The sequence below is a fragment of the Stenotrophomonas sp. genome (assembly GCF_032099025.1).
Classification (GTDB): Bacteria; Pseudomonadota; Gammaproteobacteria; order Xanthomonadales; family Xanthomonadaceae; genus Stenotrophomonas.
In genome coordinates this window covers 150,888-175,890 of record NZ_DAMCID010000006.1, presented here as the reverse complement: position 1 = coordinate 175,890, position 25,003 = coordinate 150,888, and the positions used below count along the sequence as shown (strand labels likewise).

Below are 25,003 nucleotides of genomic sequence, written 5' to 3'. Positions count from 1 at the left end.
CCGCGACGGGGCTCGGCTTGCGGTTCGCAGGGAAAAGCCGGAGCACGACGCAACGCCGGTGGGGCGAGTGCGGGGCCGCCATGCCCTTGCGGCGAAGTAAAGGAGGAGGGGGCGGCCGAAGGCCGACGCCGGGGGACATTCGCAGGCAAGGGTATGGCGGCCCCGCACTCGCTCCACCGGCAGCCGCTGTGGACGAAAATTCGCAGGCAGGGGAAAGGCGGCCCCGCGCTCGCCGCACCGGCAGCCGCGTCTGCTCAAGCGCTCCACCCGATCAGGCAAACAACCAAAAAAAACGCCGGGACGTGCCCGGCGTTTTCGTTATCGTTGGAACCAACCACTTACGACGTCATCCGGTCCCAGAAGCCCTTCACCCCGTCGATGAAGGTCGCCGACTTCGGCGAATGCTTGCGCGCTTCTTCGCCGGTGAAGGTGGTCTCGAACTGCTCCAGCAGCTTGCGCTGCTCGACCGTCAGGTTTACCGGGGTCTCCACCACGACGCGGCAGTACAGGTCGCCTTCGCTGCGGCTGCGCACCGAACGCACGCCCTTGCCGCGCATGCGGAACAGCTTGCCGGTCTGGGTCTCGGCCGGAATGCGGATCTCCGCATAACCGCCCAGCGTGGCCACGCGCACGGTGTCGCCCAGCGCGGCCTGCGAGATGCGGATCGGCACTTCGCAGTGCAGGTCGTCGCCATCGCGCTGGAAGATCGCATGCTCGCGCACGCGCACTTCCACGTACAGATCGCCCGGCGGCGTGCCGGCCGGACCGGCCTCACCCTCGCCCGCCAGGCGGATGCGGTCACCGGTATCGACACCCGCAGGCACCTTCACCGACAACACCTTGTCTTCCTCCACGCGACCGTTGCCGTGGCAGGTCTTGCAGGGGTTCTGGATGATCTGGCCGCGGCCGTTGCAGTTGTGGCAGGCCTGCTGCATCGCGAAAATGCCGCGCTGGATGCGCACCTGGCCCTGGCCACGGCACACGCTGCAGGTTTCGACCTTGCCGTCGTCCGAACCACTGCCATGGCAGTCATCGCACTCGGCCAGGGTCGGGATGTCGATCCGGCGCTCGATGCCACGCACCGCCTCTTCCAGGTCCAGCTCCATCACGTAGCCGATGTCGGCACCGCGACGCGCCTGGCGCGGACCGCCGCCACCACCACCACCGAAGATGTTGCCGAAGATGTCCCCGAAGATGTCGCCCATGTCCGGGCCACCGGGACCGCCACCGCCACCGCCCATGCCGTGCTCGAACGCAGCGTGGCCGTGGGCATCGTACATGCGGCGCTTGTTGGCGTCGGACAGGGTTTCGTAGGCCTCCTTGCACTCCTTGAAGGAGGCTTCGGCGGCACTGTCGCCCGGATTGCGGTCCGGGTGGTACTTCATCGCACAACGGCGATAGGACTTTTTCAGTTCTTCTTCGGTCGCAGTGCGGGAAACGCCCAGCACCTCGTAGTAGTCGCGCTTGCTCATGGCTTGAATCGGTATCCGGAAGTCGGGATTCACCCCCGACACACCGCGGTACGGTTGTCAGGAACTAGGGGAAACGACAACGGGACGTTGCCTGCGCAACGTCCCGCGTCTGGTCCGGATCAGGACTTCTTGTCGTCCTTGACTTCGGTGAACTCGGCATCGACCACGTCATCGTGGGCACCGTTGCCCGTGCCGGCACCGGCATCGGCGCCCGGAGCGGCACCGCCCTGCTCGGCCGCGGCCGAAGCGGCGAACAGCGACTGCCCGGCCTCTTCCAGCACCTTCGACTTGGCTTCAATCTGCGCCTTGTCGTCACCCTTCATCGCGGTTTCCAGATCGGCCAGGGCCGATTCGACCTTGCCGATCACATCGCCACCGACCTTGCTGCCGTGCTCGTTGATCGCGGTACGGGTACCGTGGATCAGCGCGTCAGCCTGGTTGCGGGCCTGGACCAGCTCCTGGAACTTCTTGTCTTCTTCGCGGTTGGCTTCCGCGTCGGCGACCATGCGCGCGATCTCGTCCTCGGACAGACCCGAACCGGCCTTGATCTCGACCTTCTGTTCCTTGTTGGTCTTCTTGTCCTTGGCCGACACGTGCAGGATGCCGTTGGCGTCGATGTCGAAGGACACTTCCACCTGCGGCAGGCCGCGCGGGGCCGGCTCGATGCCGGACAGGTCGAACTTGGCCAGCGACTTGTTGAAACGGGCCTGTTCGCGCTCACCCTGCAGCACGTGCACGGTCACGGCCGACTGGTTGTCCTCGGCGGTGGAGAACACCTGCGAGGCCTTCGTCGGGATGGTGGTGTTCTTCTCGATGATCTTGGTGAACACGCCGCCCATGGTTTCGATACCCAGCGACAGCGGGGTCACGTCCAGCAGCAGCACGTCCTTGACGTCGCCGCCCAGCACGCCGCCCTGGATCGCCGCACCCAGTGCCACGGCTTCGTCCGGGTTGACGTCCTTGCGCGGTTCCTTGCCGAAGAACTCGGTGACGGCCTGCTGCACCTTCGGCATGCGGGTCTGGCCACCGACCAGGATGACGTCGCTGATGTCGCTCGAACGCAGGCCCGCATCATTCAGTGCGGTGCGGCACGGGTCGATCGACCGCTTGATCAGGTCTTCGACCAGCGCTTCCAGCTTGGCGCGGGTCAGCTTGATGTTCAGGTGCTTCGGACCGGAGGCATCGGCGGTGACGTACGGCAGGTTCACTTCGGTCTGCTGGCTGGTGGACAGCTCGATCTTGGCGCGCTCGGCGGCGTCCTTCAGGCGCTGCAGGGCCAGCGGATCGTTGCGCAGGTCGATGCCCTGGTCCTTGTTGAACTCTTCCACCAGGTAGTTGATGACGCGTGCGTCGAAATCTTCGCCGCCCAGGAAGGTGTCACCGTTGGTGGCCAGCACTTCGAACTGCTTCTCGCCGTCGATGTTGGCGATTTCGATCACCGACACGTCGAACGTACCGCCGCCGAGGTCGTACACCACGATCTTGCGATCCTTGTTGTCCGCCTTGTCCAGGCCATAGGCCAACGCGGCCGCGGTCGGCTCGTTGATGATGCGCTTGACGTCCAGGCCGGCGATGCGGCCGGCGTCCTTGGTCGCCTGGCGCTGGCTGTCGTTGAAGTAGGCCGGCACGGTGATGACCGCTTCGGTGACCTTCTCACCGAGGAACGCCTCTGCGGTGCTCTTCATCTTCGTCAGCACGTGGGCGGAGATTTCCTGCGGCGACATCTTCTTGGCGTCGCTGCTCTGCACCCAGGCATCGCCGTTGTCGTGGGCCAGGATGCTGTAAGGCACATGCGAGATGTCCTTCTGGACTTCAGCGTCCTGGAACTTGCGGCCGATCAGGCGCTTGACGGCGTAGAAGGTGTTCTTCGGATTGGTGACCGCCTGGCGCTTGGCCGAGGCACCCACCAGCACTTCGCCGTCCTTGGTGAAGGCAACGATGGACGGCGTGGTGCGGTCGCCTTCCGCATTTTCGATGACGCGGGCCTTGCCGCCGTCCATGATCGCCACGCACGAGTTGGTGGTGCCGAGGTCGATACCAATGATCTTGCCCATGGGGGAGACTCCTGAAAGTTGGGAACATCCGGCAGCTGCCGGGTTATGAATGGGATGTGTGGGACGCTGCGAACACTTTCAAGCCATCCATCGAACGCTGTGTCCGATGGCGGCCGAACGCGTTCAGGTCAATCGCGGGCAACCACGACCAGCGCCGGGCGCAGCAGGCGACCGTTGAGCTCGTAACCCTTCTGGAACACCTGGACCACGCTGCCCGGCGCCGCGCCGGGCGCGTCGACCTGGCTGATGGCCTGGTGGTGTTCGGGATTGAAGGGCTGGCCGGTCGGGTCGAGGAGAAGCAGGCCGTTCTCGGCGGCGACCTTGAGCAGCTGCTTGTAGGTCAGCTCCAGGCCGTCGCGCAGCGGGCTGGCCTCGGCGCCAGCGGCAGTAAGGCCGGCGTCCAGGCTGTCGAACACCGGCAGCAGTTCGCCCAGCAGCTTCTCATTGGCGAAACGGCGCGCCTGCTCGACGTCGCGGGCCACGCGCTTGCGCTGGTTGTCCAGGTCGGCGCGCTCGCGCAGCGACTCGGACCGGAGCAGGGCCAGCTCGTTGTGCAGGGCGTCCAGCTGCTGCTGCAGGGAATCCCCCGGGGCGGCGTCGCCGGCCGGGCTCTGGGATGCGATATCAGGCTGATCTTGGTTCATTTCCGGATCCTTGGCGGTGACTCTCCGCCTCCACCCACCCCTATGTGGGCGGCCGGACCCGATTCAAGAGCTGGCGGCGCGTTTAGGCGCGATCCCGGGACAATCCGCCCCCGGTGGGGGCATCCAGCGCCGCCCCGAGCACCTGCGCGGTGGCCTCCACCAGCGGAATCATGCGGTCGTAGGCCATCCGCTTGGGCCCGATGACGCCCAGCACGCCCAGTACCTGGCCGCCGGCCGAATACGGGGCGGTGACCAGCGAGACGTTCTCCAGCGGCATCACGCCGGTCTCCTCGCCGATGAAGATGCGCACGCCGGGCGCCTGGATGGTGCGCTCAAGCAACTGCAGGATCTCGCGCTTGCTGGCGAACACGTCGAACAGCTCGCGCAGGCGGTCCAGGTCGGACAGGTCCTGCACCCCCATCAGCCGGGTCTGCCCGGCCAGCACCATGTCATCGGCGGGCGGGGCCATGGCCTGCTCGGCCAGTTCCACGCTGTGGGCCAGCAGCTGCTCCATTTCCGAACGGGCATCGCGCAGCTCCAGCAGCAGGCGGGCACGGATCTCGGCCAGCGGGCGGCCGGCGCAGTGGGCGTTGAGGTAGTTGGCGACCTGCTCCAGCTCGGCCGGTTCCCAGCTGCGGCGCGGCTCGATGACCCGGTTCTGCACCTCGTTGTCGGCAAACACCAGGATGGCCAGCACCCGGCGCGCGTCCAGCGCCACGAAATCGATGTGGCGGAAGGCGAACTGCTCGCGTCGTGGTGCGCCGACCACGCCGACGAAGTGACTCATCGCCGACAGCAGCTCCGACGCACTGCCCAGCAGCGCCTGGGTGCCGGCCCCGGTGGAGAGCTCGCTGCGCAGCCGGTTCAGCTCGCTTTCGCCGGGCGGCTGCATCTTGACCAGGCTGTCGACGAACACCCGGTAGCCGTGCGCGGTAGGCACGCGCCCGGCCGAGACATGCGCCGAACTGAGCAGCCCCAGGTCCTCCAGGTCGCCGAGGATGTTGCGGATGGTGGCCGGGCTGACATCCAACCCGGCCAGCCGCGCCAGGGTCTGCGACCCGACCGGTTCGCCGTCCTGGATGTGGCGCGCGATCAGCGTCCGCAGCAGGTGGCGGGCGCGAGGAGCGAGTTGGGTCGTGGAGGGATGCATGGAATCAGCCTGTGAGACGCCACATTAGATAATGGCTGGGCCAGGCGTTGGCAAGTGAGCCCTTCACGCCGATCCGCGGCGACGGAGCGGCACATCCCGATTGGAGCTGCCCCTCGCCCATGCTAGCGTTGCGCGGCTTGAGAACCGAAGACCATGCTTAGACATCTATCGATCAAAGATTTTGCCGTTGTCCGCGCCACCGAACTGGAGTTCGGGCCGGGTATGACCGTGGTTTCGGGCGAGACCGGCGCGGGTAAGTCGCTGATGGTCGACGCGCTGGGCTTCCTGTCCGGCCTGCGCGCCGACAGCGGCGTGGTCCGCCATGGCGCCGCGCGCGCCGAACTGTCGGCCGAATTCGCCCCCACCGCCGACGCCCCCGCCCGGCGCTGGCTGCGCGAAAATGAACTGGACGACGACGAACAGTGCCAGCTGCGCCGGATCATCCGCGCCGACGGCGGCTCGCGCGCCTTCATCAATGGCCGTCCGGTCACCCTCTCCCAGCTGACCGAGTTGGCGAGCATGCTGGTCGAGATTCACGGCCAGCACGAGCAGCAGGCGCTGCTCTCGCGTCCCTCCCAGCTTTCGCTGCTGGATGCATTCGCCCGCAATGACACCGAGCGCGCCCAGGTCCGCCAGACCGCGGCGCGCTGGCAGACACTGGTCGATGAGGCCGACGCCTTGTCCCGCCAGGGCGATGTCAGCGACCGGATCGGCTACCTGGAGCATCAGCTCGGTGAGCTCCGGCGCGAGGACCTGGACCCGGCCTCGATCGCCACCCTGGGCAACAGCCACCGCCGCCAGGCCCATGCCAGCGCGCTGATCAGCGCCTGCGACGTGGCCGTTGGCCGGCTCAACGGCGACGATGAGGTGTCGGTGCTGCAGCTGCTGCAGCAGACCCGCCATGACCTGGCCCGCGTGGCCGAGCACGACGGTCGCCTGGTGGAGGTCGATGCCCTGCTGGACAGCGCCGCCATCCAGCTGGACGAGGCACTGTCGCTGCTGGACCGGGTCCATGACGACCTGGATGCCGACCCGGAGCAGTTCGAGGACATCGAGCGCCGGCTGGGTCGCCTCCACGATCTCGCCCGCAAGCACCGGGTGCCGATGGAGGCCCTGGGCGAACACCGCGATGCGATGGACGCCGAAGTCGAGCAGCTGCGCGGCGCCGATGAGCGCCTGCAGGCCCTGGCGGGCGAGATCGACCGCGCCGCCGGCCAATGGAAGACCGTGGCCGAGGTACTCAGCGCCAGTCGCCGGAAGGCGGCCAAGGCGTTGTCGGACACCACCACCACCCTGATCGGTGAGCTGGGCATGGGCGGCGGTCAATTCCTGATCGATATCGAACCGCAGGCCGTGGTCAAGCCGGACCCGAATGGCGCCGAGCGGGTCGAGTTCCTGGTCGCCGCCAATGCCGGGCAGCCGCCACGCGCCTTGCGCAAGGTGGCCTCCGGTGGCGAACTGTCGCGTATTTCGCTGGCCATCGAGGTTGCCGCACTGGGCTTGGACGCCGTGCCGACCATGGTCTTCGACGAGGTCGATTCCGGCATCGGCGGCGCCGTCGCCGACATCGTCGGCCAGACGCTGCGTGCGCTTGGCGAGAAGCGCCAGGTGCTGTGCGTCACCCACCTTCCGCAGGTGGCGTCCAAGGGGCACGCGCACTACCGGGTCAGCAAGGCACCGGTGGACGGCATGACCCAGAGCGCGGTGGAGAAGTTGGACCCCCGTGCCCGCGAGGAAGAACTGGCGCGGATGCTGGGCGGCGTGGAAGTCAGCAAGGAAGCCCGCGCAGCGGCGCGCAAGCTGCTGCAGGAGTCATAGCGCCACGCCACGCGTGGCTGTACCTGGCGGCGTACCCACCCAGGGTGGGTACCTGCCTACGGCGGGTGCCTGCCAACCTTGCACACCCACCGATGGCGGTCACGCCAGCGGCCGGGCCAGATCCACGTGTTCCACCAGGAAATCCAACAGCGCGCGCACCCGCAACGGCAGGGGTCCGCCCTGCCCCACGAACACCGCGTGCACCTCCTCCAGATCGCCCGGATTGGCCTGCTCCAGCACGGGCAGCAATCGCCCCGCCGCCACATCGGCCTGGACCTGGAAGGCGGCCAGACGCGCCATGCCGACCCCGCCAAGCACCAACCGGCGCAGCCCTTCACCGTCGCTGGCGCGTGCATTGCCCTGAATCGGCGCCACCCGCCGCTCGCCGTTGACCTGCAGCGGCCAGCCGGTCTGCGTGCGCGCATGCCCGATATCCAGCCGGTTGTGCGCCAGCAGCGCATCGGCGTCCTGCGGCAGACCGTGCCGGGCGGCATACGCCGGCGCCGCCACGATCATCATCCGGGTGGCGCCCAGGCGGCGTGCCACCAGGCTGGAATTCTTCAACGGCCCGGCGCGCACGGCCACGTCGGTACGCTGTTCAAGAAGGTCGATCACCTCGTCGGTGAGCACCAGGTCGACCCCCACCTGCGGGTGCCGGGCCAGGAACTGCGGCAGCAACGGCAACAGGAAGTGGTGCCCGAACGGGACATTGGCATTCACCCGCAACCGACCGCGGGGTTCGTCGTGGGCGGCGGCGCAGCGTTCCGCCTCGTCCAGGTCGGCCAGCACGCGCAGGCCGCGCTCATAGAACGTGCAGCCTTCGGGGGTGAGCTGCAGCTGCCGGGTGGAACGTTGCAACAGCCGCGTTCCCAGCCGCTGCTCGAGCCTGGCCACCAGCTTGCTCACCGCCGAGGGGCTCATGTCCAGCGCGCGCGCCGCCGCCGAGAAGCTCCCGGCTTCAATGACGCGAACGAAGATTTCCAGCTGGCCGGAGCGGTTGATGTCGGGCGACGACATTGGATGAATCCAGTTCACAGATGATTGTCCTCAGGCAGTCTAGTTCACAGATCAAGCGCCGCGCACGATGGCGACCCCCTTCCCCCGGATCTCCCCATGAACCGACTCACCCGCCTTGCCACCGGCGCCCTGCTCACCCTGTCCGTCGTCGCGCCCACGACCGCCGCCGTGCCCCCGCACTGGGTGGCCAGCTGGCAGGCCAGCCCGCAGCCGGTCTGGGACGACGCCTTCCTGTTTCCGAGCGGCATCCCCCAGGCGCTGGACGACCAGACCTTTCGCCAGACCGCGCGGATCAGCCTGGGCGGCCCGCGCCTGCGGGTGCGCCTGAGCAATGCCTACGGCACCGCGCCACTGCGGATCGGTGCGGCCAGCGTGGCCGGCGATGGCGGTACGACGGCCCTGGCGCTGTCCTTCGACGGGGAGCCTGGCACGGTGATCGGACCGGGGCAGGAACGCCTGAGCGATCCACTCGCCCTGCCCACCCGCGACCTGCAGGCCGTGCAGGTCGACGTCCATGTGCCGGCGCGCACGCCGCTTCAGACCTTCCATTGGGACGGGCGCCAGACCAGCGCGATCGCGCCGGGCAACCAGACTGGAGCCGTCGCGCTGCGCGGCAGCACCTCCACCACCGCGCGGCTGTTCCTGTCCGGGATCGACGTCGAGGCCCCGGCAACCGCACGCAGCGTGGTGGTCATCGGCGATTCGATCACCGACGGCGCCACCGCCAGCCTCGATCGGGACCAGCGCTGGACCGACCACTTGGCCGCGCGGCTGGCCCCCCAAGGCGTGGCCGTGGTCAATGCCGGCATCTCCGGCGCTCGCCTGCTGCGCGATGGCATGGGCGCGTCGGCGCTCGCGCGCTTCCAGCGCGACGTGCTGGATCAACCCGGCGTGGCCAGCGTGGTGGTGCTGATCGGCATCAACGACATCAGCTGGCCGGGGACAGCCTTCGCCCGAGGGGAGGCGCGCCCGTCGCTGACCAAGCTGGAGGATGGCTATCGGCGACTGGTGGAGCGCGCCCACGCGCATGGGGTGCGGATCGTCGCTGCGACCCTGCCCCCCTTCGCCGGTGCCCTGCCGGGCACGCCGCTGGACGACTACTACCAGCCCGGGAAGGACGCCCTGCGCCGCCAGGTCAATGCATGGCTGCGCGAGGGCAGCCCGTTCGATGCGGTGATCGATCTGGATGCCGCACTGCGCGATCCGGCCGACCCGTCCCGCCTGGCGCCGGCGTTCGACTCCGGCGACCACCTGCACCCCGGCGATGCCGGCAACGCGGCGATGGCCGAGGCGGCGGAGCGTGCGGTGCTGGGGAAATGAAAAACCCCGGCGGGGCCGGGGTTTCCTGTATCAATGCCGTCCTCACCAACGGTCAGGTCCTGCATCGTATCAATCACGTCCTGACCAACGGTCAGGACCTACCGTAACGGCGATGCCGTTACTTGCGCTTCTTGCGCACGTAGAGCACCAGCGAGTGCTCTTCCAGCTCGTAGCCGTGATCGGCCGCGATCTTGCGCTGCAGCTCCTCGATCTCGTGGCTTTCGAACTCGATGATCTTGCCGGAATCGACATCGACCATGTGGTCGTGGTGACCGCCACGGTCGAGTTCGTAGACGGCCTGGCCGCCTTCGAAGTTGTGCTTGAGCACCAGGCCGGCCGCCTCGAACTGGGTCAGCACCCGGTACACGGTGGCCAGGCCGATCTCGTCACCATGCTCGAGGAGCTGGCGGTAGATGTCTTCGGCGGTCATGTGGTGCTGGTGGTGCTCGGCATTGCGCTGCTCGAGCAGGGCAAGGATCCGCATCCGCGGATGGGTCACCTTCAGGCCGACTTTACGCAGGTCGTGGGTTTCCATAGTTCTCCGTTCATTGGCGATTTAGCGCCAGCTGCCTCGGATTGGGTCGCGGCGACACGGCAGGAGTGTATCATCGACTCGATTTCCCCAAACGCCATTCCCGATGCGCAATCTCCTGCTGGTCGCCGCCGTTGCCCTGTCCACCACGGGCTGCGGCATCATCTATAAGCAACCCATCTACCAGGGCAACCTGGTCCGGGAGCAGGCCGTCGGTCAGCTGCAGGTGGGCCAAAGCAAGCAGCAGGTCAACGCCCTGCTCGGCACCCCCTCCATTGACGACCCGTTCCATGCCCAGCGCTGGGACTACACCGCCAGCGAGCGGGTGAACCGCCTCGGCACCACCGAGGTGAAGAACTTCACGGTCTTCTTCGACAACGACCTGGTCACGCGCTGGGAAGGCGAGTTCTTCCCGAACCGTGATGCGGCGCTGGCCAAGGACACGGTGCGCCAGTTCGGCCGCAACCTGCCCAAGGACAAGAAGAAGCAGCGCGGCCGGTAACGGGGAGCCCACCGCCTGGTCATTCATTGACCGGGCGCGTGGCGACGCGTTCATCGTTGCTGCGCTTCAGCGTGACTGGGGCGCGGCTCGAGCGCGTCGGCGGCGGTTGTCCTTCGGGTCGGCCAGCAGCGGACGCAGCAGCTCGATCCGGTCACCGTCCCTGAGCGGCTGGTCGGGCTTCGCCACTACACCGTGTACGGCGACGGCCGGGCAGTCCTGTGCCCCATCGATGGCGGCCATGGCAATGGCCTCGCCTACGGTCGCTCCATCGGCCAACGCCAGCCGCCGTGACAGCGCGCGGTCGGGCCAGGCCAGCACTACCTCGACCCGGATCACCGCTCAGTCCTGGGCGTCGGCGACGCGGACGAAGTCATTCACCATGCGATCGGCCAGGCCCTGGAAGCCCAGCGCCAGGGCCGGCCCCAGCAGGCGCGAGGTGGGCTCGAACTCCAGGGTGAGGGTCACCTTGCAGGCGTCCTCGGCCAGTGCGTGGAACTCCCAGCGGCCATGCAGCCGCTTGAAAGGCCCGTCGCGCAGCTGCATGTCGATGTGATTCGGGCGCTGCAGGGTGTTTTCGGTCATGAACCAGGTCGAAAACGAACCCAGCCCCAGGTCCAGCCGCGCAAGCAGGCGGTCCGGACCGGACTCGAGGATCTGCGCAGCCGAGCACCACCGGAAGCGGCGCGGGTAGGCATCAATATCATTGACCAGGTCGAACATGCGGGCAGCCGAATGTTCGACCAGGGCACTACGTCGGATAGTTGGCATGCGAAGGCTTGGCTGGCGAATCGACCACGGGGGCCCGAATCGGAGACAATAGGTAAATGAGCAAGAACAGCGGCAAGGATAAAGCAAAGAACGCGACGGCCAACAAGACCATCGCGCTCAACAAGCGTGCGCGGTACGAATACTCCCTCGAGGACCGGTTCGAAGCCGGCCTGGCCCTGCAGGGCTGGGAGGTCAAGTCGATCCGCGCCGGGCGCGGCAACATCATCGACGCCTACGCCTACGTCAAGGACGGCGAGATCTTCCTGATCGGCGCCCAGATCACCCCGCTGATCCAGGCCTCCACCCACGTCGTGGCCCACGACCGGCGTGATCGCAAGCTGCTCCTGCATCGCAGCGAGATCGACAAGCTGATCGGCAAGGTGCAGCGCGACGGTTACACGATCGTGCCCACGGCGATGTACTGGAGCAAGAACAAGATCAAGCTCGAAGTCGCCCTGGCCAAGGGCAAGCAGACCCACGACAAGCGCGATGCCGAGAAGGACCGCGACTGGGCACGCGAGAAGTCGCGCACCATGCGCCGCCACAACCGCGACGCCTGAGCGAAGGGCCGGCCCAATGCCGGCCCTTTCTCCCTCCAGCGCCGGGCCCTGCCCGGTCGCGGCCGCTAAAGACCCACGAACCGCTTCAGCCGGACCAGGTCCTTGTCATGCACGGTCAGTGCATCCAGGAAGAGATTGGCCATTGCCCTGGCCTGGCGACGCTCGCTGCTGGCCTCCATGAGCCGCCAGGCGGTCTTGACCACCCCGGCCGGGAAGCGCCCCTCCGGTGCCTCCACCACCCGGTGCACGCCCGACGTCAGCCAGCCGGACACCTTTTCTGCCCAGGTGCCGTTCAACCCCGCGAACACCTTCCGGTCGGCGGTTTCCTTGGTCTTGCTGGTACTGAACGGCGCCGTCGCGTCCGGCCCCTCCGGCAGCGGCACCCAGGAATCCGACCGCCCCAGGTGCATCGAACTGGGCGCATAGCCATTGGCATGCAGGAACGTGCTGCAGCCAAAGCACGATGACAGCTTGTGGGTCTTCGCCCCCAGCGCCAGCTCGAACGGCCGGCCCTTCGGGAAATCGCAGCGCACTTCGGCCACCGCCCAGACCATGCCGTGGCAGTAGCCGCACACCTCGCCCTGCCCGTCCCAACGGCTGATCAGCTCGGTCGGCTCGATCGATCCCGCCTGCTTCGGCGCCTGCCGGGCGGTGCCGGCGCGACGCGGATCGTCGTAGCCGATCAGCCCATGGCATGCCACCTGGCGATCCCAGCGCCCGCCCTCGCTGGCGTAGGGAATCAGCCGGCGCGTGGAGCTGATCACCTTCGGCACGACGTTGTCGGCGGCATCGACGATGCCGTAATAGGCCCCGAACTCTTCGTCGATGCCGGCGAATGCGCCAGGAACGGCGGGTGGCTCCGGGCGCATCAGCGCGTGGGTGTCAAGCAGGGTGCGGATATGGGCAGCGACGTTCGGCGACCACTCGATCGGCTGTCGCGCCTCGTCCGAGGCCTGCTGGCTGAGGGGGCGCGCGGTCGCCGCGATGGCCACCTGCGACACCCGCCCATCGTCGTACTGCGGACTGCGCCCGGCCTCGATACGCGGCGACTCCACGCCGGTGAGGTCCTGCAGCCTGCCCAGCACCTGTTGCAGCTCCTTGACGTGCGCCGCGGTGACCGCAGGGTCGCCCGACTCCAGGTCCCAGCGCAGTACCACGCCGTCCTGCAGCGCATCGCGCATCAATCCCAGGAACACGCAACCGAAGATCACGTCCGATTCCAGCTGCGCCTGCCGCGCGTCCACCTCACCCAGGCCCAGAGGCCGTCCATCGATGATGCCCATGCTCGTTCTCCGCCAGTGGAAGGAGCGGCGGCGGCGCCTGCTCAGGGGGGCAAACACCGCCGCCGCGTCGCGCCGCCGGTGGCAGCAACGACACGGCCAGCATCGATCCACGCGGCGGGCGCGGTTTGGCCGCAGGTTGCGCTGGCTTGTCGAAGTTTCCCGCCGCAGCCCCACAAGTGTCAGAATCCCCGCCTATTACCAAGTACTGGAGCGTTGCGTGACACAGGAAATCCCCCAGGAGACGGTCGTGACCGCGGACCCGATGGCCGAGCTCCAGGCCGATGTCGCCGCATACGAGTCGATTTTCGCCGAGCTGACCCGCGCGATGGACCCGGCCGCCCTGCTCAAGGTGCTGACCTATACGCAGCGCAACGCCAAGCGCGACGCGTCCGAGAACCAGACCTACGACACGCTGGAGCACCGCCGCCTGGTCGCCCTGGTGGACGCGCTGACGGCCCAGGTCCAGCCGGAAGCCCGCAAGCAGGCCATGACCCAGCGCAACGCGCAGAACCACGACCGCAAGGTGCGGGCCAAGCACCAGGCCGACAGCAAGCGCCAGCGCGAAGGCAGGTAGGTCCATTCAGGGTCGCTGCACGCTTCAGGTGACTGTTCAGCTGAACTGGAGTAGCATCGGCCCCGTCAAGTAGCGTCTGGTTCGCCAGGCGTCTTGCGGTTCTTGAAGAAACCGGGGGTGCATTGGTTTCGACGGGGGTTGTGAAGTTACTTGGTGCATGCCGAGGGGGCAGCTTTCCTCGTTAATCCAGCAGCAAACTTTTAGTTGCCAACGACGACAACTACGGTTCGGACTTCCGCCTCGCCGCCTAAACAGCAGCAAGTGCGTTAAGTTCTACAGCCGCCTAAGGCGAACCCCCGAACCTACTTGTGCCCGTGCTCGTAGATGTAGGGTCATTATCACGGAACCGGCTGTGATGGCTGCCTGTCAGTCACGGCTTAACTAAAGCAGGCTGGTCCTGGGGTGCGCTTTGCACACCGTGCTGCCACAGGGCGAGATTCAACGGTGAGCTAAGCATGTAGTACCGGGGATGGAGTGCCTTCGGACGGCGGTTCAATTCCGCCCACCTCCACCAATAACGGGCCCGCAAGGGTCCGAAAAAGCCCGGGAATCCTCACAGAGGGTTCCCGGGCTTTTTGCTTTCCGGCGCCCACGCCGCCACTGCGCCCCTGGTCCTCCAAAGTCTTCATGGCCGATCAGCGCTTGATGCCGTAACATACCGTCCGGTCGGTATCTAATGCGAGCGCAACCATGTCCCCCCTCTTCACTGCCTATCTCTTCCTCTCCGGTGCCATCGCGTCTGAAGTCACCGCAACGATGTTGCTGCAGAAGACGGAGCAGTTCACCCGGCTTGGGCCCACCGTCACGATGGCGCTGCTGTACGGACTCTCGTTCTACCTGCTCAGCCATGCGCTGAAGAGCCTGCCGCTGGGTGTTGCCTACGCGCTCTGGGGCGGTGTGGGGATCGTGCTCACCTTGATCATCAGCGTGACCGTGTTCAAGCAGTCGCTGGACTGGCAGGCCATCACCGGCGTCGGCCTGATTGTCGCGGGCGTTGTCATGATCAACGCGTTCTCGAAGGCGGCTGCCCATTGAACGCCGACCTCAAGCGACGCCGACAGCCGGCCCTCGTGCGCACCGCCCTGCTGGACGCCGTGATCCAGGAAGCGGTGCTGGGCGGCCTGGCCAGCGTGACCGTGCTCGGGGTCGCGGCACGCGCAGGGGTGAGCAAGGGCGCCTTGTTCCATCACTTCCCCAGCCGGCAAGTGCTTCTGGAGGCCGCGTATGCAGAATGCCTGCTGCGCTTCGGCAGTGAGCTCGATGCCTGCATGGCGCGCGATGCGGTGGAGGCGGGCCGATTCACCCGGGCTTACGTCACCGCCACCTTCGAGGCCATGACGTCGTCCGACCGCAGTTGGGCCCGATTCTCCTTGACCGCACTTGTCGAGCCCGCCTTCGCCGATCTCTGGCGCGAATGGCTCGCACAGCGGCTGGAAAACGCACCCTCAGAACGTCTGGATCCAAGACAACGGGCCGCGAGGCTGGCCGCCGATGGTTTCTGGCTTCAGATGCTGAGCGACCCTGCGGCGCAGATGCAGCCGGACCAGAGCGACGCCCTGCTCGCCTGCATCCTCACACTCACGTCGCCAGCGTAGAAGACGACGAAGATGGCGCAGCACCCTCGCCACGCCGACGGCCCGCTGGCTCAGGGCAACGTGAACTTGCGCGCCATGCGCGTCGGCCAGACCGAGGTGAACTGCGCGCCGCCGACCAGCCGGTAGGCGGCCGAAACGCTGTGCAGTACACCCAGCCGCTCCAGCACGTCCTTGGCACGACGGAATGCCGGGCGCGCGTCGGCGGTGAACATGAAGAGGTTGATCTCCTTCGCGCTGACGTCGTAGCCATCCAGCGTGGCGGCGCTGCCCAGTGCCGTCTTCAGCTCGGCCTCGAGCGTGGCCAGGAACGCTTCGTCGTCGAGCGACTTTCTCCAGAACTTGATGACGAGCTGGTATTCCATCGGACGGTGCGTCCTTCAGCAACAGGGGATGGACAAGAGTACGACATCCACTACAACAACTCCGATTCCGACAGCAGGGGGCTACGCGAATCCGCGCATCGTTGCGTCGGCAATGCATGCGCCACAAGGCGCACCGCCTACGCCACGCGAACCCATGGCACAACCGCCCCGCAGGAGCAGACGTATTGGGTAGCCTCGGCGCCCCCGCCCCGCCTGCTGATCGCCACGATGTCACCGCCCCCTTCCCCGACGACTGCTTTTTCTCCTGCACCCGCGCAGCACGCCCACCCTGCCGCAGTGCCCAGGCGTGCGGCCCCCACTTCAATGGAAGTGCCAAGGCAGACGCCCCTGCGCAGTGGGCCAGAATCGGTAGTCAATGCTCCCATCCGCCCGCACGCAACAGCATGCGCTTCGAGACCGCTCAACCCGAAGGAACAGCGTGTCCTGCGCGCCCTTCTGGCCATCAACGCGCCCGACGCCGCCAACCTGGCCGGCATGCTGCGCAGGAAACTGGACGCGACCGACGACGCGGACGCACGCAGCCAGATCGTGGAAAGGTTCCAGCAGGCACTCGATGACCGCGACGCCAACCTGGCAGCATTGCCCGACGCGTTGACCGCGCTGACGCTCAATGCGGCACGAACCACGGCGGGCCGTTTCTGCTGGTCGACGTTCTCCGCCGCGCAACCCGAGTTGGCCGCCCTCATTGCGCAAGCGCACGTTGCGCGGGAACTCGACAGTGGCAACTGGAGCAGCATGCTGATGGCGCTCCCTTCGTTGCTTCCGCTGCTGCCCTCGCTTCATGGCCACCCGCAGGTCGCCGCGCTCCTGCAGGCATTGCCGGAAACAGTACGCAGCGGCCTGGTGTCCGTGCAGGACTGGGTGGAGCAGACTGACCGCGCGTTGCTGCCGGACCTGGGTATCCGCGGGGTCGGACCCGCACTCGCGGTGGCCGTACCGCTCTGGCTGTTCTCTTGCTACCTGCCCGCGCCATCGGCGCGACTGCAGGGCGCAGGGAAACTGATGGCCAATCTGCCTGCCTGTTGGCAAGCGCTGACGGGACTGGGCGGGATGGGCAAGGCACTTTTCGGCGGCGCTGCGCACCCTACTGCAACCGATGTCGCATGGCCGCTGCTGCCCGATGCGACAGCGGCGCACTCTCGGCCGAATGGAACCGGTGCCGCAATGGTAGGAGACAGCACCCATGCCGTTGCGGACGGCGTCCGCACGCCGCAGGCGCTTGCAGGCGCACTGACCGACGTCGGTCGGTCCGATCCCTCTGCCGGGCAACAGGTACTGTTCCCGGGCGCGGCAATGGCCCAGGGCCTGCTGCCCATGCCGCCCATGCAGGGGCACCTGCCCTTGAACGTGCTGGCACCGTTGATCGACCGCATCCCTGCACGCTCCTGGTGGGAGGCATTCGACTGGCAGGTGGAGCACACGCCGGGCAGTCTGTTTGCTGCCATCGAGCACGCGTTCCGGAACGCGGGGATCGCGCTGGAGCAACGCCCACCAGCGCCCGATGCTCTGGTGGCATTCCTCTCATCCCCCGCCGCCGCCGCATTTGTCGATGCGATCCAGCGTTTTCCCGCGGTGCCCAGCGGCGCCAGACGCAGCATCGGCAGCGGCGGATTCGAAACGCGCGTATACGTGTTCGCCCGGATGCTTGAGCGCCTGACGCGGCGCATGCGCATACCCGCGTCAGGCGACGAACGCCACGCACTGCACGTGCTGGCCGCCGTGGGACGACAGACAGCCGCGTATCTGCAGCAGCTCCAGCCGATCCCGTTCGACGCCCTGCAAGCGCATTTCACGCGGCTGATGGAGCGCAGTGCAGCGATACCCGGCACGCCTGCAGCCTCGTACACCGAGGACACCCTGAAGGCCATCCAGCGGCGCGTTCGAGCCGCCTATGGCGTGCCGCTGCCCGGCAAGGTGGACAGCCGGACGCTGCGGGCCTGGCTGGTCGACAACCGTCATCCCCTGCTGGATGTGGCGACGTTCCAGAACCTCACCGCTGCCGATGCACTGTTGCTCAATGTTGCGGTAACCCTGCGCCGCCTGCTGGATGCAGAACGGTTTGGTGTGGACTGGGACTGGCGAACCCTGGCCCCGACCGCGCAGGACTGGCGCGCACGGTTCGACCCGCGTGCCAACGCCGACCACGCATCATGGGAAGGCGCACTCGGCGCCCTGTACCACCAGATCGCCGCCACACTGGCCCGGTACCTGGAACTGCACCCAGCCGCCGGGGCGCCGATCAACGCTGCCATCAACGACCTGCGGGTGATGGTCCGTCGGCTGGTCGAGCCGATCCTGCAGCTCTACAGCGACCTCGACCTGCCACTGGAGCGGGCGGATCCTCATTATGCGGATGCGTACGAGGCGTGGATGACGTTCTTCGATCTTGCCGGCGCCACCTGGTCATCGCCCCTGCTCGCCGTGATGGAATCCTTCGATCTTGCCGGCAATTCGCCACGGCTGCGGGCGCTGCTGCCGCAGGACACCGGCGCATTGCCGCTGCCCAGCGCGGTGCTGCACTACCTGCTCGGCGATCTGGCGCTGCCCGCCGATGCGGATATGCAGGACCGTGACCGGGTCAGTCTGTACCGCGGCCAGCCCGCCCGGCACCTGATCTCGCAGCTTCTCGATGCGGACGTGGAACAGATCGAACCGGAGGTGGCGCATGCGTTCTTCCGGCGCCTGGCGGGCATGCCCGAGGCCGCTGCGCTCGGCGCGTGGCGCGGGGTGTTGCTGGGCGGATCGCACTGGACGCTGTCGCCGGAAGAATGGCTGACCCTGCAACCCGAGCCCGCGCTGGCCGCGTTCTGGAACCCGCCTGGCGCGGGCGACAACCGCGAGGGACTGGTGACCGTCATCCACGCCGCACTGCAGGATGCCGTGAGCGCCAACCAGACCCTCGGAATACCGGCACTGTGGACGCATGTCATCAACGGCCCTGCCGTTCTGGGCGCGTGGCTCGACAGTCAAGCCGGGCGACAGGCATGCCGGCACCACCTTGCGCGGGTCAGTCCCGGTGGACTGCCCACGTCGCGGCTGGACCCGCATGCGCCGTTGACGCCGGCCACCTGCGCGGCGCTGCTGGCCGCCTCGACGGAGGCGCAGCTGTCGCTGACCACGGCAGAGACCCCTGCGACATATTCCATGGACACCGACGGGGCGCCGGTGCTCTCGCTGGCCATCGACCTCTCCCGGCAACATCCCGAGTTGAGCGCGGCCGAAGCACTGGCGTTTGCCCTCGGCCTGCTCGGTCCGACAGCCCTGCCTGCAGCCGCGTTGCCGGCCGCACCGCTGCCATTCCCGCTGCTCGCTTCGCCGGCAGTCCCGCCCGGGCCCGATCCCCTGCTGCTTCCGTCGCTGGACACGCTGCTCGACGGCGTCGGCCTGTCCCTGCTGCAGCCGGGCTACCCGACGACCGACACGCCCCCCCTCTCGCCGCCGGAGCGCTGGGACCTGATGTCGCGCACGCGTCAGTTCATCGGCGTCTGCCAGCCACTGCTTGCACAGGCCGGCTGGCTCGACGCCAGCGCGGACGTGGCGGTATCGCCGCGCGGTGCGCAGGAACTGCTGGCACGGCGGATGCTGGAGCGCTACATCGGCCTGGCACGCATTGATGCACTGCGCACTCAACTGCAGTCACCCGACATCGTCAACACCACCTACGTGGCGCTCGCCGCCGAACTGCGCGCGGTCATCGTGCAGCAGAATCCAGATGCCTCGACTGCCGCGGTGGACCTGCTGTACTGGCTGCTGGCGAGCGAGCTGGAACAGCCGGTACTGCTGGTGCGTGGCATTCCCGACTGGCTGTACGTGGGCCGTTCGCTGCAGAGCGTGGCCCTGCTCCACGGCGCAACGCTGCTGGAAGGCATGCAGCCGGGCGCGTGCAACCTGGCCACGTTCGAGCAGGTCAGCGCGCTGTCCGCGCAGTTGGCCATGCCGCCGCACACCGCAGGCGAGCACGATGCACTGCACGCGGCCTGGGCACAGGCGCTGGTGCCGGCGGCGCTGTACTACGCCCTCGCCCATGGCGCGGTCACCGGGGTGACGCGGATCGATTTCTTCAGCGCCGCGCAGGCGGCCACGGCGTTGGAGTTCCTGCAGCAGCAACAACGTGCGCATGCGCTGCACGTAGCGCAACTGGGCACGGCGCCGCCCACGCGGCTGGAGATTGGCTCGCGCATTCTCACCGACGCCGGCGTGGACCGGGCACTGTGGAACGAACGCCCGGCCGATATCGAACCGGGTTACCTGGACGCGCACGGCATGGTTCCGGCCCGCTGGCTTCGCGTGGAGCAGGCCCGGCTGGAACAGGGTGGCACCGGATTGATCGCGTTCGACCAGGAACGGCACGCGCTGCGTGCATCCACCAACGGCGACACGCTGCTGGACCTGGTCGTTGCCGATGCCTACGTGGCGGTGAACGGGCCCACCACCGCCGCCCGTTTCGACACGGCATTCGATACCTACCAGCGCACGGTGGAAACCGGGCTGGCCGGGATCATCGCCACGCTGCTGGGCGAGTTGCCGGACGCGGACCGCCAGCTGCTGGCCACCGCGGTCTGCACACCGCAACGCATCGCGCTGGGCGAGCGGAAGGGCGACCAAGGGCTGCTGCTGCGGTGCGTGCCCCTGGCACCCGGCGGTACGGCTGTGGACATCGAACTGTTTCCCATGGCCGGCGTCGCACGCCGCGTCTGGCTGCACCCCGTGTTCGGTGCCATGGTCGATGTGGAGGGATTCATGACCGGCAGGGTGAGCCGGACCCGCGGTATCGAGCAGCTCGGGGAGCTGGCACACCTTACCCTCAGTCCCTGTGCCGTCGCCGTCAGCGGCGACGCCCCGGACGCGCTGAAGCAGCTCGCCCAGGCCGCAGCCCGCCATCTTTGGCAGCCGCTGCTGGCACGGGCCAGGCAGGACGCGCTGGATCAGCACACGCCACTGGAACAGGTGTGGAGGGCTGAGCGGCACCTGCTCAATCAGATCGCCGAGTTCCTGGCTCCCGGTTACAAGTGCATCGAAAGCCTGCAGGCCGGCGACCATTCCACCCTGACCATCGCAGGCTGCACGCTGGACGCGTTGTCGCTATGGGTACCGGGGAGCGAGTTCTTCAGCAGCACGGTGCGGATACTGGGCACGGCCGGGGAACGCACCATCCAGTCCATCGCCAGCGAAGCCGGCGGCGCGTTGCTGCAGTTGGCGAAGGGGTATGCCGAACAAAGCAGTGTGTTTGTGCTGGGCAAGGGCGCGCGCTGGATCGCCGGACACGCACTGGACAGCGCACTGCACGGTGCCGGCTGGCTGCGCGGGGTGTTGCGTTCGGGCACGGTGCTGGACGGCGCGATGGACCTTGAACGCGCGGTGGCAGCGGGCCATAGCGACGCGGCGGCGTTCCAGGCCCACGCCGCGCATGAGCCCAGCCTCGCCGTTGTACAGCTGGCGGATGGAACCCCGCAGCTGGCCAGCGCCGTGGGTCCGGAATGGTACCGTTGGGACACGGTCGCCAAGCGCCCTTACGGCCCGCCCCTGACCCATCACGTGCTCACCGGAGACCACCTGCCCCGCATCATTCCGGTGGAAACGACCGAAGACGGGTTGCGCATCAACCTGGGCGACACGGCGAACGTCGAGATCCTGCAGCGCAGCCCAACACAGTGGGGCGTGTGGATCCACGGCAAGCCGTATCGGCTGGATGCCGCCGACCCCTGGCTGCGCGCGCAGCCCCACGAACCGCTGCCGGACGAACCCGGCATCCTGCAGGAAGTGGGTACCTGCAGGCCGAAGCGCGCACTGGAGCCGATCAGCTGCGCGCAGGGGGTGCGGCTGCAGTTTGTGCCTTACCAGCAGAACGCGTTGCCCGCTTCCCCCGACCTCACCGGACTGGGTGCCCAGGTACTTCCCCGCCGCGAGTACGCGCTGGCAACGCATACCGTGGAGGCTGCGGATGGTACCCGCACCGAGGTCCAGGCGATGGTCCACGAAGGCAAGGTCCAGAAGTGGGAGGTGCCCACCACCCGGCGCGGCACGGGCGTTGGCAGGCTGGTGCCGCTGACCGCTGAAGAACTGGCCGCGTTGAATCTGCCGCCCACGGTGGTGTATCCGCAGCAGCTGCGCGGCACCGTGTCCACCGACCATGCGCTTGGCCTTCCGCCTGCCGTGGATGCCGCCACCGGCGATGCCCTGCACAGCCAGATGCCTGTCATCGACATCGGCGAGCTGGTTCCCGGCCTGGGCGACGGCCGCCGCCTTCGTGGCGTGGTCATTTCACCCGCCGGCACCGTGCCCAGGTACGTGTATGTCGAGCCGGACCCGGGTGTGGTCTATCGCGCGGTGCTGCGCACCGAGCTGCAGGACGGCACCGAACTGACCTTCAACCGGTTGAGCGCCACCCCCGGCGCACCGCTGATGGGCGACGAGTACATGCAGGCGCTCGACCACCTCCCCGCCAGTGATGGCAACGCGGGCAGCCCTGAGCGCGGCGACGGGTTCATGGTCGCCATCGACGAAGGCGATCCACCGCTGCCCGACGTGAACGTGCAGGGCAGCGACCGCAGCGACATCAACGCCTACCTGCGCGAGGTCGAAAAATATCGCATGCTGCGCCTGCGCGGCAGCATGGAACAGGACCGGGAGAACATCGCCCGCATCGCATTCGGGCACCTGCAGTCGCAGTTCACCGGCGAGCAGTTGCAGCAGTATCCCAGCTACGACGCCTACCGCGATGCGTGCGTGGCGCAAGGCCGTCCGAACGTACTGATCGGCTATGCCGACAGCGTGCTGTACGGAGCGTCCTCCCAGCGCACCTTCGTCAGGCTGGCGCGCGAGCTCATTCCGGACTGGTCACCGTTGGCGTCAGGCAGCCGGGAAGAACGCCAGTCGTTGGCCAACATCCTCAACGCCCTGTTCCCCACCGTAGGCAAGGAGGCCACGTGGACAGCGCTGGATGCCGATACCGTCGCGACCGAACAGGGCAGCAGGCAGATCCTGGACCAGACCCATGGCGCCAACCTGGCCGTTGCCGAAGTGACGCTGGCGGATGGACAGCGCAGGGTCTACTACGCGCTGTCGGGCGGCAAGAAGGCAGCGAACGTGAAGCTGCAGGCAGTGTCGCAGCTGGGTGGCACGCCTCTCGTCGATGCCCGCGCAGCCGTTGCCGGCATGCCGGACGAAACCACCTACACCAGCCTGCCAGTGCTGCGGGCGGACGCTGCTGAGCGGGAAATCGTGTTCGACCGCGGAAAGGACTCAGAGGTCGCGATCGTGAGGACCATCGGCGGTGATCCAGACGTTGATGAGACGCAGGTCGTCTCGTTCAAGCTGCACTCCGTGCTGGACATGTGCCCCTCCTGCGCAGGCGTAACCTTGACGCAGGCCTTCGACCGCATGGGCAAGACGGCGACGCCCTTCTCGGTCCGCTACCTGCGTGAGTACCGCGTCTCGCCGGTGGTGGCCCGGGCGCCGTCCAGCGTGGCGCTCAACCCTCCCGTCCCCGAACCAGACCCCGCCCTGGTCAGCTTCTACCAGCGCTGGCAGAAGGACAGGCACGTGATCTGAGCGCCCGCCCGGCTGCCCGAATGCGGCAGCCGGGATGGCGGCCCTTGTAAGCGGCGTCGCCCGTGGGCCATGCTGGCCACATCGACGGGCCGTGCGCCGTCATCCCTGCCCCGCGCCCGAGGTGGCCATGGATTTCCTGAAGCTGCTGCGTTCGCTGGAAGAGTTCCTCTACGAGCTGTGCACCTGGTTCCTGTTTTTCCCGCGTACGTTGTACCGGGTGATCGTTTACCCGCGGCGCATGGCGGAGTACGTGAACACGGAACTGAAGGAGAAAGTGGAGCGCCAGTTCGACGATGCAATCAGCCCGCCGATGTTCCTCATGCTGGCGGTGCTGGTGGCGCACGGCGTGGAACTGCTGATGCACCAGACCGTGGCCGGCACCAGTGAGCTGTCGCGCACGGTGATGGGCAACGAGGAAAGCCTGCTGCTGTACCGCTCCATCACGTTTGCGATCTGGCCGCTGGTGGCCACCGTGCATCTGCTGCGCCGCAAGCACGTACCGATGACCCGCGAAACGCTGCGCCGGCCGTTCTTCATGCAGTGCTACCTGACCGCACCGTTCGCGGTGGCCCTGTCCACCAGCATGGTGTTCGTGCGTCTGCCCGGGCAGCTGTCCACCACGCTCGGCATCGCCACCGCGCTGCTGTCGGCGGCCTGGTTCCTGGTGGTGCAGGCCGGCTGGCTGAAGGTGGCGCTGCAGCGCTCGTGGCTCAACACCCTTCTGTCCACGCTGTGGGTATTCACGCTGGGCGCGGCGATCAACCTGACCGTCGGGATCGTGCTGCTGGGCAGCTGAGCGTCCAGGCCGTTGCCGCCAACCTCCGCATATCCGCGCCCGGCGAATCCATGCGACCCTCTGCAAACGATTTCACGGAATGGAGGGATTCCCATGTTGTCTCGTTTTCGTCGTCCGGCCCTGCTGGCCCTGATCGCACTGGCGTTGCCGATCGGCTCCGCGCTGGCCAAGGCGCCCGAGCCGTTGCGGGTCATGTCGTTCAACGTCCGCACGCCGGTGGATACCGAGCCGAACAAGCGCTGGGAGGACCGTCGCGATGCGATGGTGGCGCTGCTGCGTGAGCAGCATCCAGTGGTGTTCGGGACCCAGGAACTCAAATCCAACCAGGCCGATTACCTGGTGCAGCACCTGCCCGGCTACCGCTGGTTCGGTGAGCCGCGCGGTCCCGGGGACAACGAGGAACACATGGGCGTGTTCTACGACAGTGCGCAGTTGAAGGTCGTGGAGTCCGGCAATTTCTGGTTGTCGGACACGCCGGAGGTCGCTGGCAGCATCACCTGGGGCAACCTGATGCCGCGCATGGTCACCTGGGCGCTGTTCCAGCGCCAGGCCGACGGCAAACGCTTCTACCTGTACAACACCCACCTGCCCTACCGCGACGAAGACGAGCCGCGCCGCGTGCTCGGTGCCAAGCTGATCAGCCAACGGCTGGCCGCGCTGCCGGAGGACATCCCCGTGGTGGTGACCGGCGATTTCAACAGCGAGCCGGGCAGCCCCACCTATGCGGCGTTCACCGCCGCGCTGGGCGATGCACGCACGCTGGCACGCAAGGTCGAGGGCCCGCGGCTGACCTTCCAGAACTTCAGCGACACGCCCACCGCCGAGATCGACTGGATCCTGGTGCGTGGCTTCGGCGTGAACCGCTTCCGCACACTGGACCAGAAACCGGGCGGCGTGGTGCCGTCGGACCATTATCCGGTGGTGGCCGAGCTGGTGTTCCCGGCGTCGCCGACGCGGTGAATGCAGGGGCGGAGGGTTGATCCG

Annotated in this window: 20 protein-coding genes and 1 other RNA gene; 11 read left to right on the top strand and 10 right to left on the bottom strand. The window is 67.4% G+C overall.

Translation table 11 applies throughout. The annotated features are described in order from the left end of the window. Positions 1-338: 338 nt before the first annotated feature. The 4 genes from dnaJ to hrcA form a co-directional block, all read right to left on the bottom strand. Positions 339-1,472, bottom strand: coding sequence for a molecular chaperone DnaJ (dnaJ, locus tag RT456_RS06660; RefSeq protein ID WP_313344161.1), 1,134 nt, complete (start codon positions 1,470-1,472; stop codon positions 339-341). A gap of 119 nt (positions 1,473-1,591) precedes the next feature. Further along, positions 1,592-3,526, bottom strand: a complete 1,935-nt coding sequence (gene dnaK, locus RT456_RS06655) for a molecular chaperone DnaK (protein WP_313344159.1) — start codon at positions 3,524-3,526, stop codon at positions 1,592-1,594. A gap of 128 nt (positions 3,527-3,654) precedes the next feature. Next, positions 3,655-4,170: a nucleotide exchange factor GrpE gene (gene grpE, locus RT456_RS06650; RefSeq protein WP_313344157.1), complete on the bottom strand. Its 516-nt coding sequence runs from the start codon at positions 4,168-4,170 to the stop codon at positions 3,655-3,657. Between the two features lie 82 nt (positions 4,171-4,252). Then, positions 4,253-5,320, bottom strand: a complete 1,068-nt coding sequence (hrcA, locus tag RT456_RS06645; protein ID WP_313344154.1) for a heat-inducible transcriptional repressor HrcA — start codon at positions 5,318-5,320, stop codon at positions 4,253-4,255. A gap of 153 nt (positions 5,321-5,473) precedes the next feature. On the opposite strand from hrcA, the gene recN reads away from it, so the two are divergent. Then, positions 5,474-7,138: a DNA repair protein RecN gene (recN, locus tag RT456_RS06640; protein ID WP_313344151.1), complete on the top strand. Its 1,665-nt coding sequence runs from the start codon at positions 5,474-5,476 to the stop codon at positions 7,136-7,138. Positions 7,139-7,237: 99 nt separating this feature from the next. Here recN and RT456_RS06635 read toward each other — a convergent pair whose 3' ends face one another. Further along, complete coding sequence (locus RT456_RS06635) at positions 7,238-8,155, bottom strand: LysR family transcriptional regulator (RefSeq protein WP_313344148.1); 918 nt, start codon at positions 8,153-8,155, stop codon at positions 7,238-7,240. A gap of 96 nt (positions 8,156-8,251) precedes the next feature. Between RT456_RS06635 and RT456_RS06630 the strand changes: the two genes are divergently transcribed. Then, positions 8,252-9,475, top strand: coding sequence for an SGNH/GDSL hydrolase family protein (locus RT456_RS06630; RefSeq protein WP_313344145.1), 1,224 nt, complete (start codon positions 8,252-8,254; stop codon positions 9,473-9,475). A gap of 118 nt (positions 9,476-9,593) precedes the next feature. Here the strand turns inward: RT456_RS06630 and fur are convergent, their stop codons facing one another. Further along, positions 9,594-10,010, bottom strand: coding sequence for a ferric iron uptake transcriptional regulator (fur, locus tag RT456_RS06625; protein WP_313344142.1), 417 nt, complete (start codon positions 10,008-10,010; stop codon positions 9,594-9,596). Positions 10,011-10,113: 103 nt separating this feature from the next. Between fur and bamE the strand changes: the two genes are divergently transcribed. Then, a complete protein-coding gene (gene bamE / locus RT456_RS06620; RefSeq protein ID WP_313344139.1) occupies positions 10,114-10,509 on the top strand; it encodes an outer membrane protein assembly factor BamE in 396 nt (131 codons plus the stop codon). A 66-nt stretch (positions 10,510-10,575) separates the two neighbouring features. Here bamE and RT456_RS06615 read toward each other — a convergent pair whose 3' ends face one another. Together RT456_RS06615 and RT456_RS06610 are read right to left on the bottom strand one after the other, a co-directional pair. Further along, positions 10,576-10,845 (bottom strand): RnfH family protein, encoded by a 270-nt coding sequence (locus tag RT456_RS06615; RefSeq protein WP_313344137.1) that lies wholly within the window; start codon positions 10,843-10,845, stop codon positions 10,576-10,578. A 3-nt stretch (positions 10,846-10,848) separates the two neighbouring features. Next, entirely contained in the window at positions 10,849-11,277 is a 429-nt protein-coding gene (locus RT456_RS06610) for a type II toxin-antitoxin system RatA family toxin (RefSeq protein ID WP_313344135.1), read from the bottom strand. A gap of 56 nt (positions 11,278-11,333) precedes the next feature. On the opposite strand from RT456_RS06610, the gene smpB reads away from it, so the two are divergent. Then, positions 11,334-11,837 carry an SsrA-binding protein SmpB gene (smpB, locus tag RT456_RS06605; RefSeq protein WP_313344133.1) on the top strand — a complete coding sequence of 168 codons (504 nt, stop codon included), beginning with the start codon at positions 11,334-11,336 and terminating at the stop codon, positions 11,835-11,837. A 65-nt stretch (positions 11,838-11,902) separates the two neighbouring features. Here the strand turns inward: smpB and RT456_RS06600 are convergent, their stop codons facing one another. Continuing rightward, positions 11,903-13,120: a hypothetical protein gene (locus RT456_RS06600; RefSeq protein ID WP_313344131.1), complete on the bottom strand. Its 1,218-nt coding sequence runs from the start codon at positions 13,118-13,120 to the stop codon at positions 11,903-11,905. Positions 13,121-13,337: 217 nt separating this feature from the next. On the opposite strand from RT456_RS06600, the gene RT456_RS06595 reads away from it, so the two are divergent. From RT456_RS06595 to RT456_RS06580, 4 genes are all read left to right on the top strand, one after another. Continuing rightward, positions 13,338-13,694, top strand: a complete 357-nt coding sequence (locus RT456_RS06595; RefSeq protein ID WP_313344129.1) for a hypothetical protein — start codon at positions 13,338-13,340, stop codon at positions 13,692-13,694. A gap of 113 nt (positions 13,695-13,807) precedes the next feature. Next, positions 13,808-14,208, top strand: a transfer-messenger RNA (tmRNA) gene (ssrA, locus tag RT456_RS06590). A gap of 176 nt (positions 14,209-14,384) precedes the next feature. Next, a complete protein-coding gene (locus RT456_RS06585) occupies positions 14,385-14,729 on the top strand; it encodes a multidrug efflux SMR transporter (protein ID WP_313344127.1) in 345 nt (114 codons plus the stop codon). Next, complete coding sequence (locus tag RT456_RS06580; protein WP_313344124.1) at positions 14,726-15,289, top strand: TetR/AcrR family transcriptional regulator; 564 nt, start codon at positions 14,726-14,728, stop codon at positions 15,287-15,289. The genes RT456_RS06585 and RT456_RS06580 overlap by 4 nt, the downstream gene beginning before the upstream one ends. Positions 15,290-15,339: 50 nt before the next feature. On the opposite strand, the gene RT456_RS06575 is transcribed toward RT456_RS06580, so the two are convergent. Further along, positions 15,340-15,651, bottom strand: coding sequence for a hypothetical protein (locus RT456_RS06575; protein ID WP_313344122.1), 312 nt, complete (start codon positions 15,649-15,651; stop codon positions 15,340-15,342). Between the two features lie 495 nt (positions 15,652-16,146). Between RT456_RS06575 and RT456_RS06570 the strand changes: the two genes are divergently transcribed. The 3 genes from RT456_RS06570 to RT456_RS06560 all read left to right on the top strand — a co-directional run bounded on the left by RT456_RS06570 (position 16,147) and on the right by RT456_RS06560 (position 24,979). Further along, on the top strand, positions 16,147-23,223 hold the full coding sequence (locus tag RT456_RS06570; RefSeq protein ID WP_313344119.1) for a deaminase domain-containing protein: 7,077 nt from the start codon (positions 16,147-16,149) through the stop codon (positions 23,221-23,223). A gap of 127 nt (positions 23,224-23,350) precedes the next feature. After that, on the top strand, positions 23,351-24,019 hold the full coding sequence (locus RT456_RS06565) for a hypothetical protein (RefSeq protein WP_313344117.1): 669 nt from the start codon (positions 23,351-23,353) through the stop codon (positions 24,017-24,019). Positions 24,020-24,112: 93 nt separating this feature from the next. Then, positions 24,113-24,979, top strand: a complete 867-nt coding sequence (locus RT456_RS06560; protein WP_313344115.1) for an endonuclease/exonuclease/phosphatase family protein — start codon at positions 24,113-24,115, stop codon at positions 24,977-24,979. Positions 24,980-25,003: the final 24 nt, after the last annotated feature.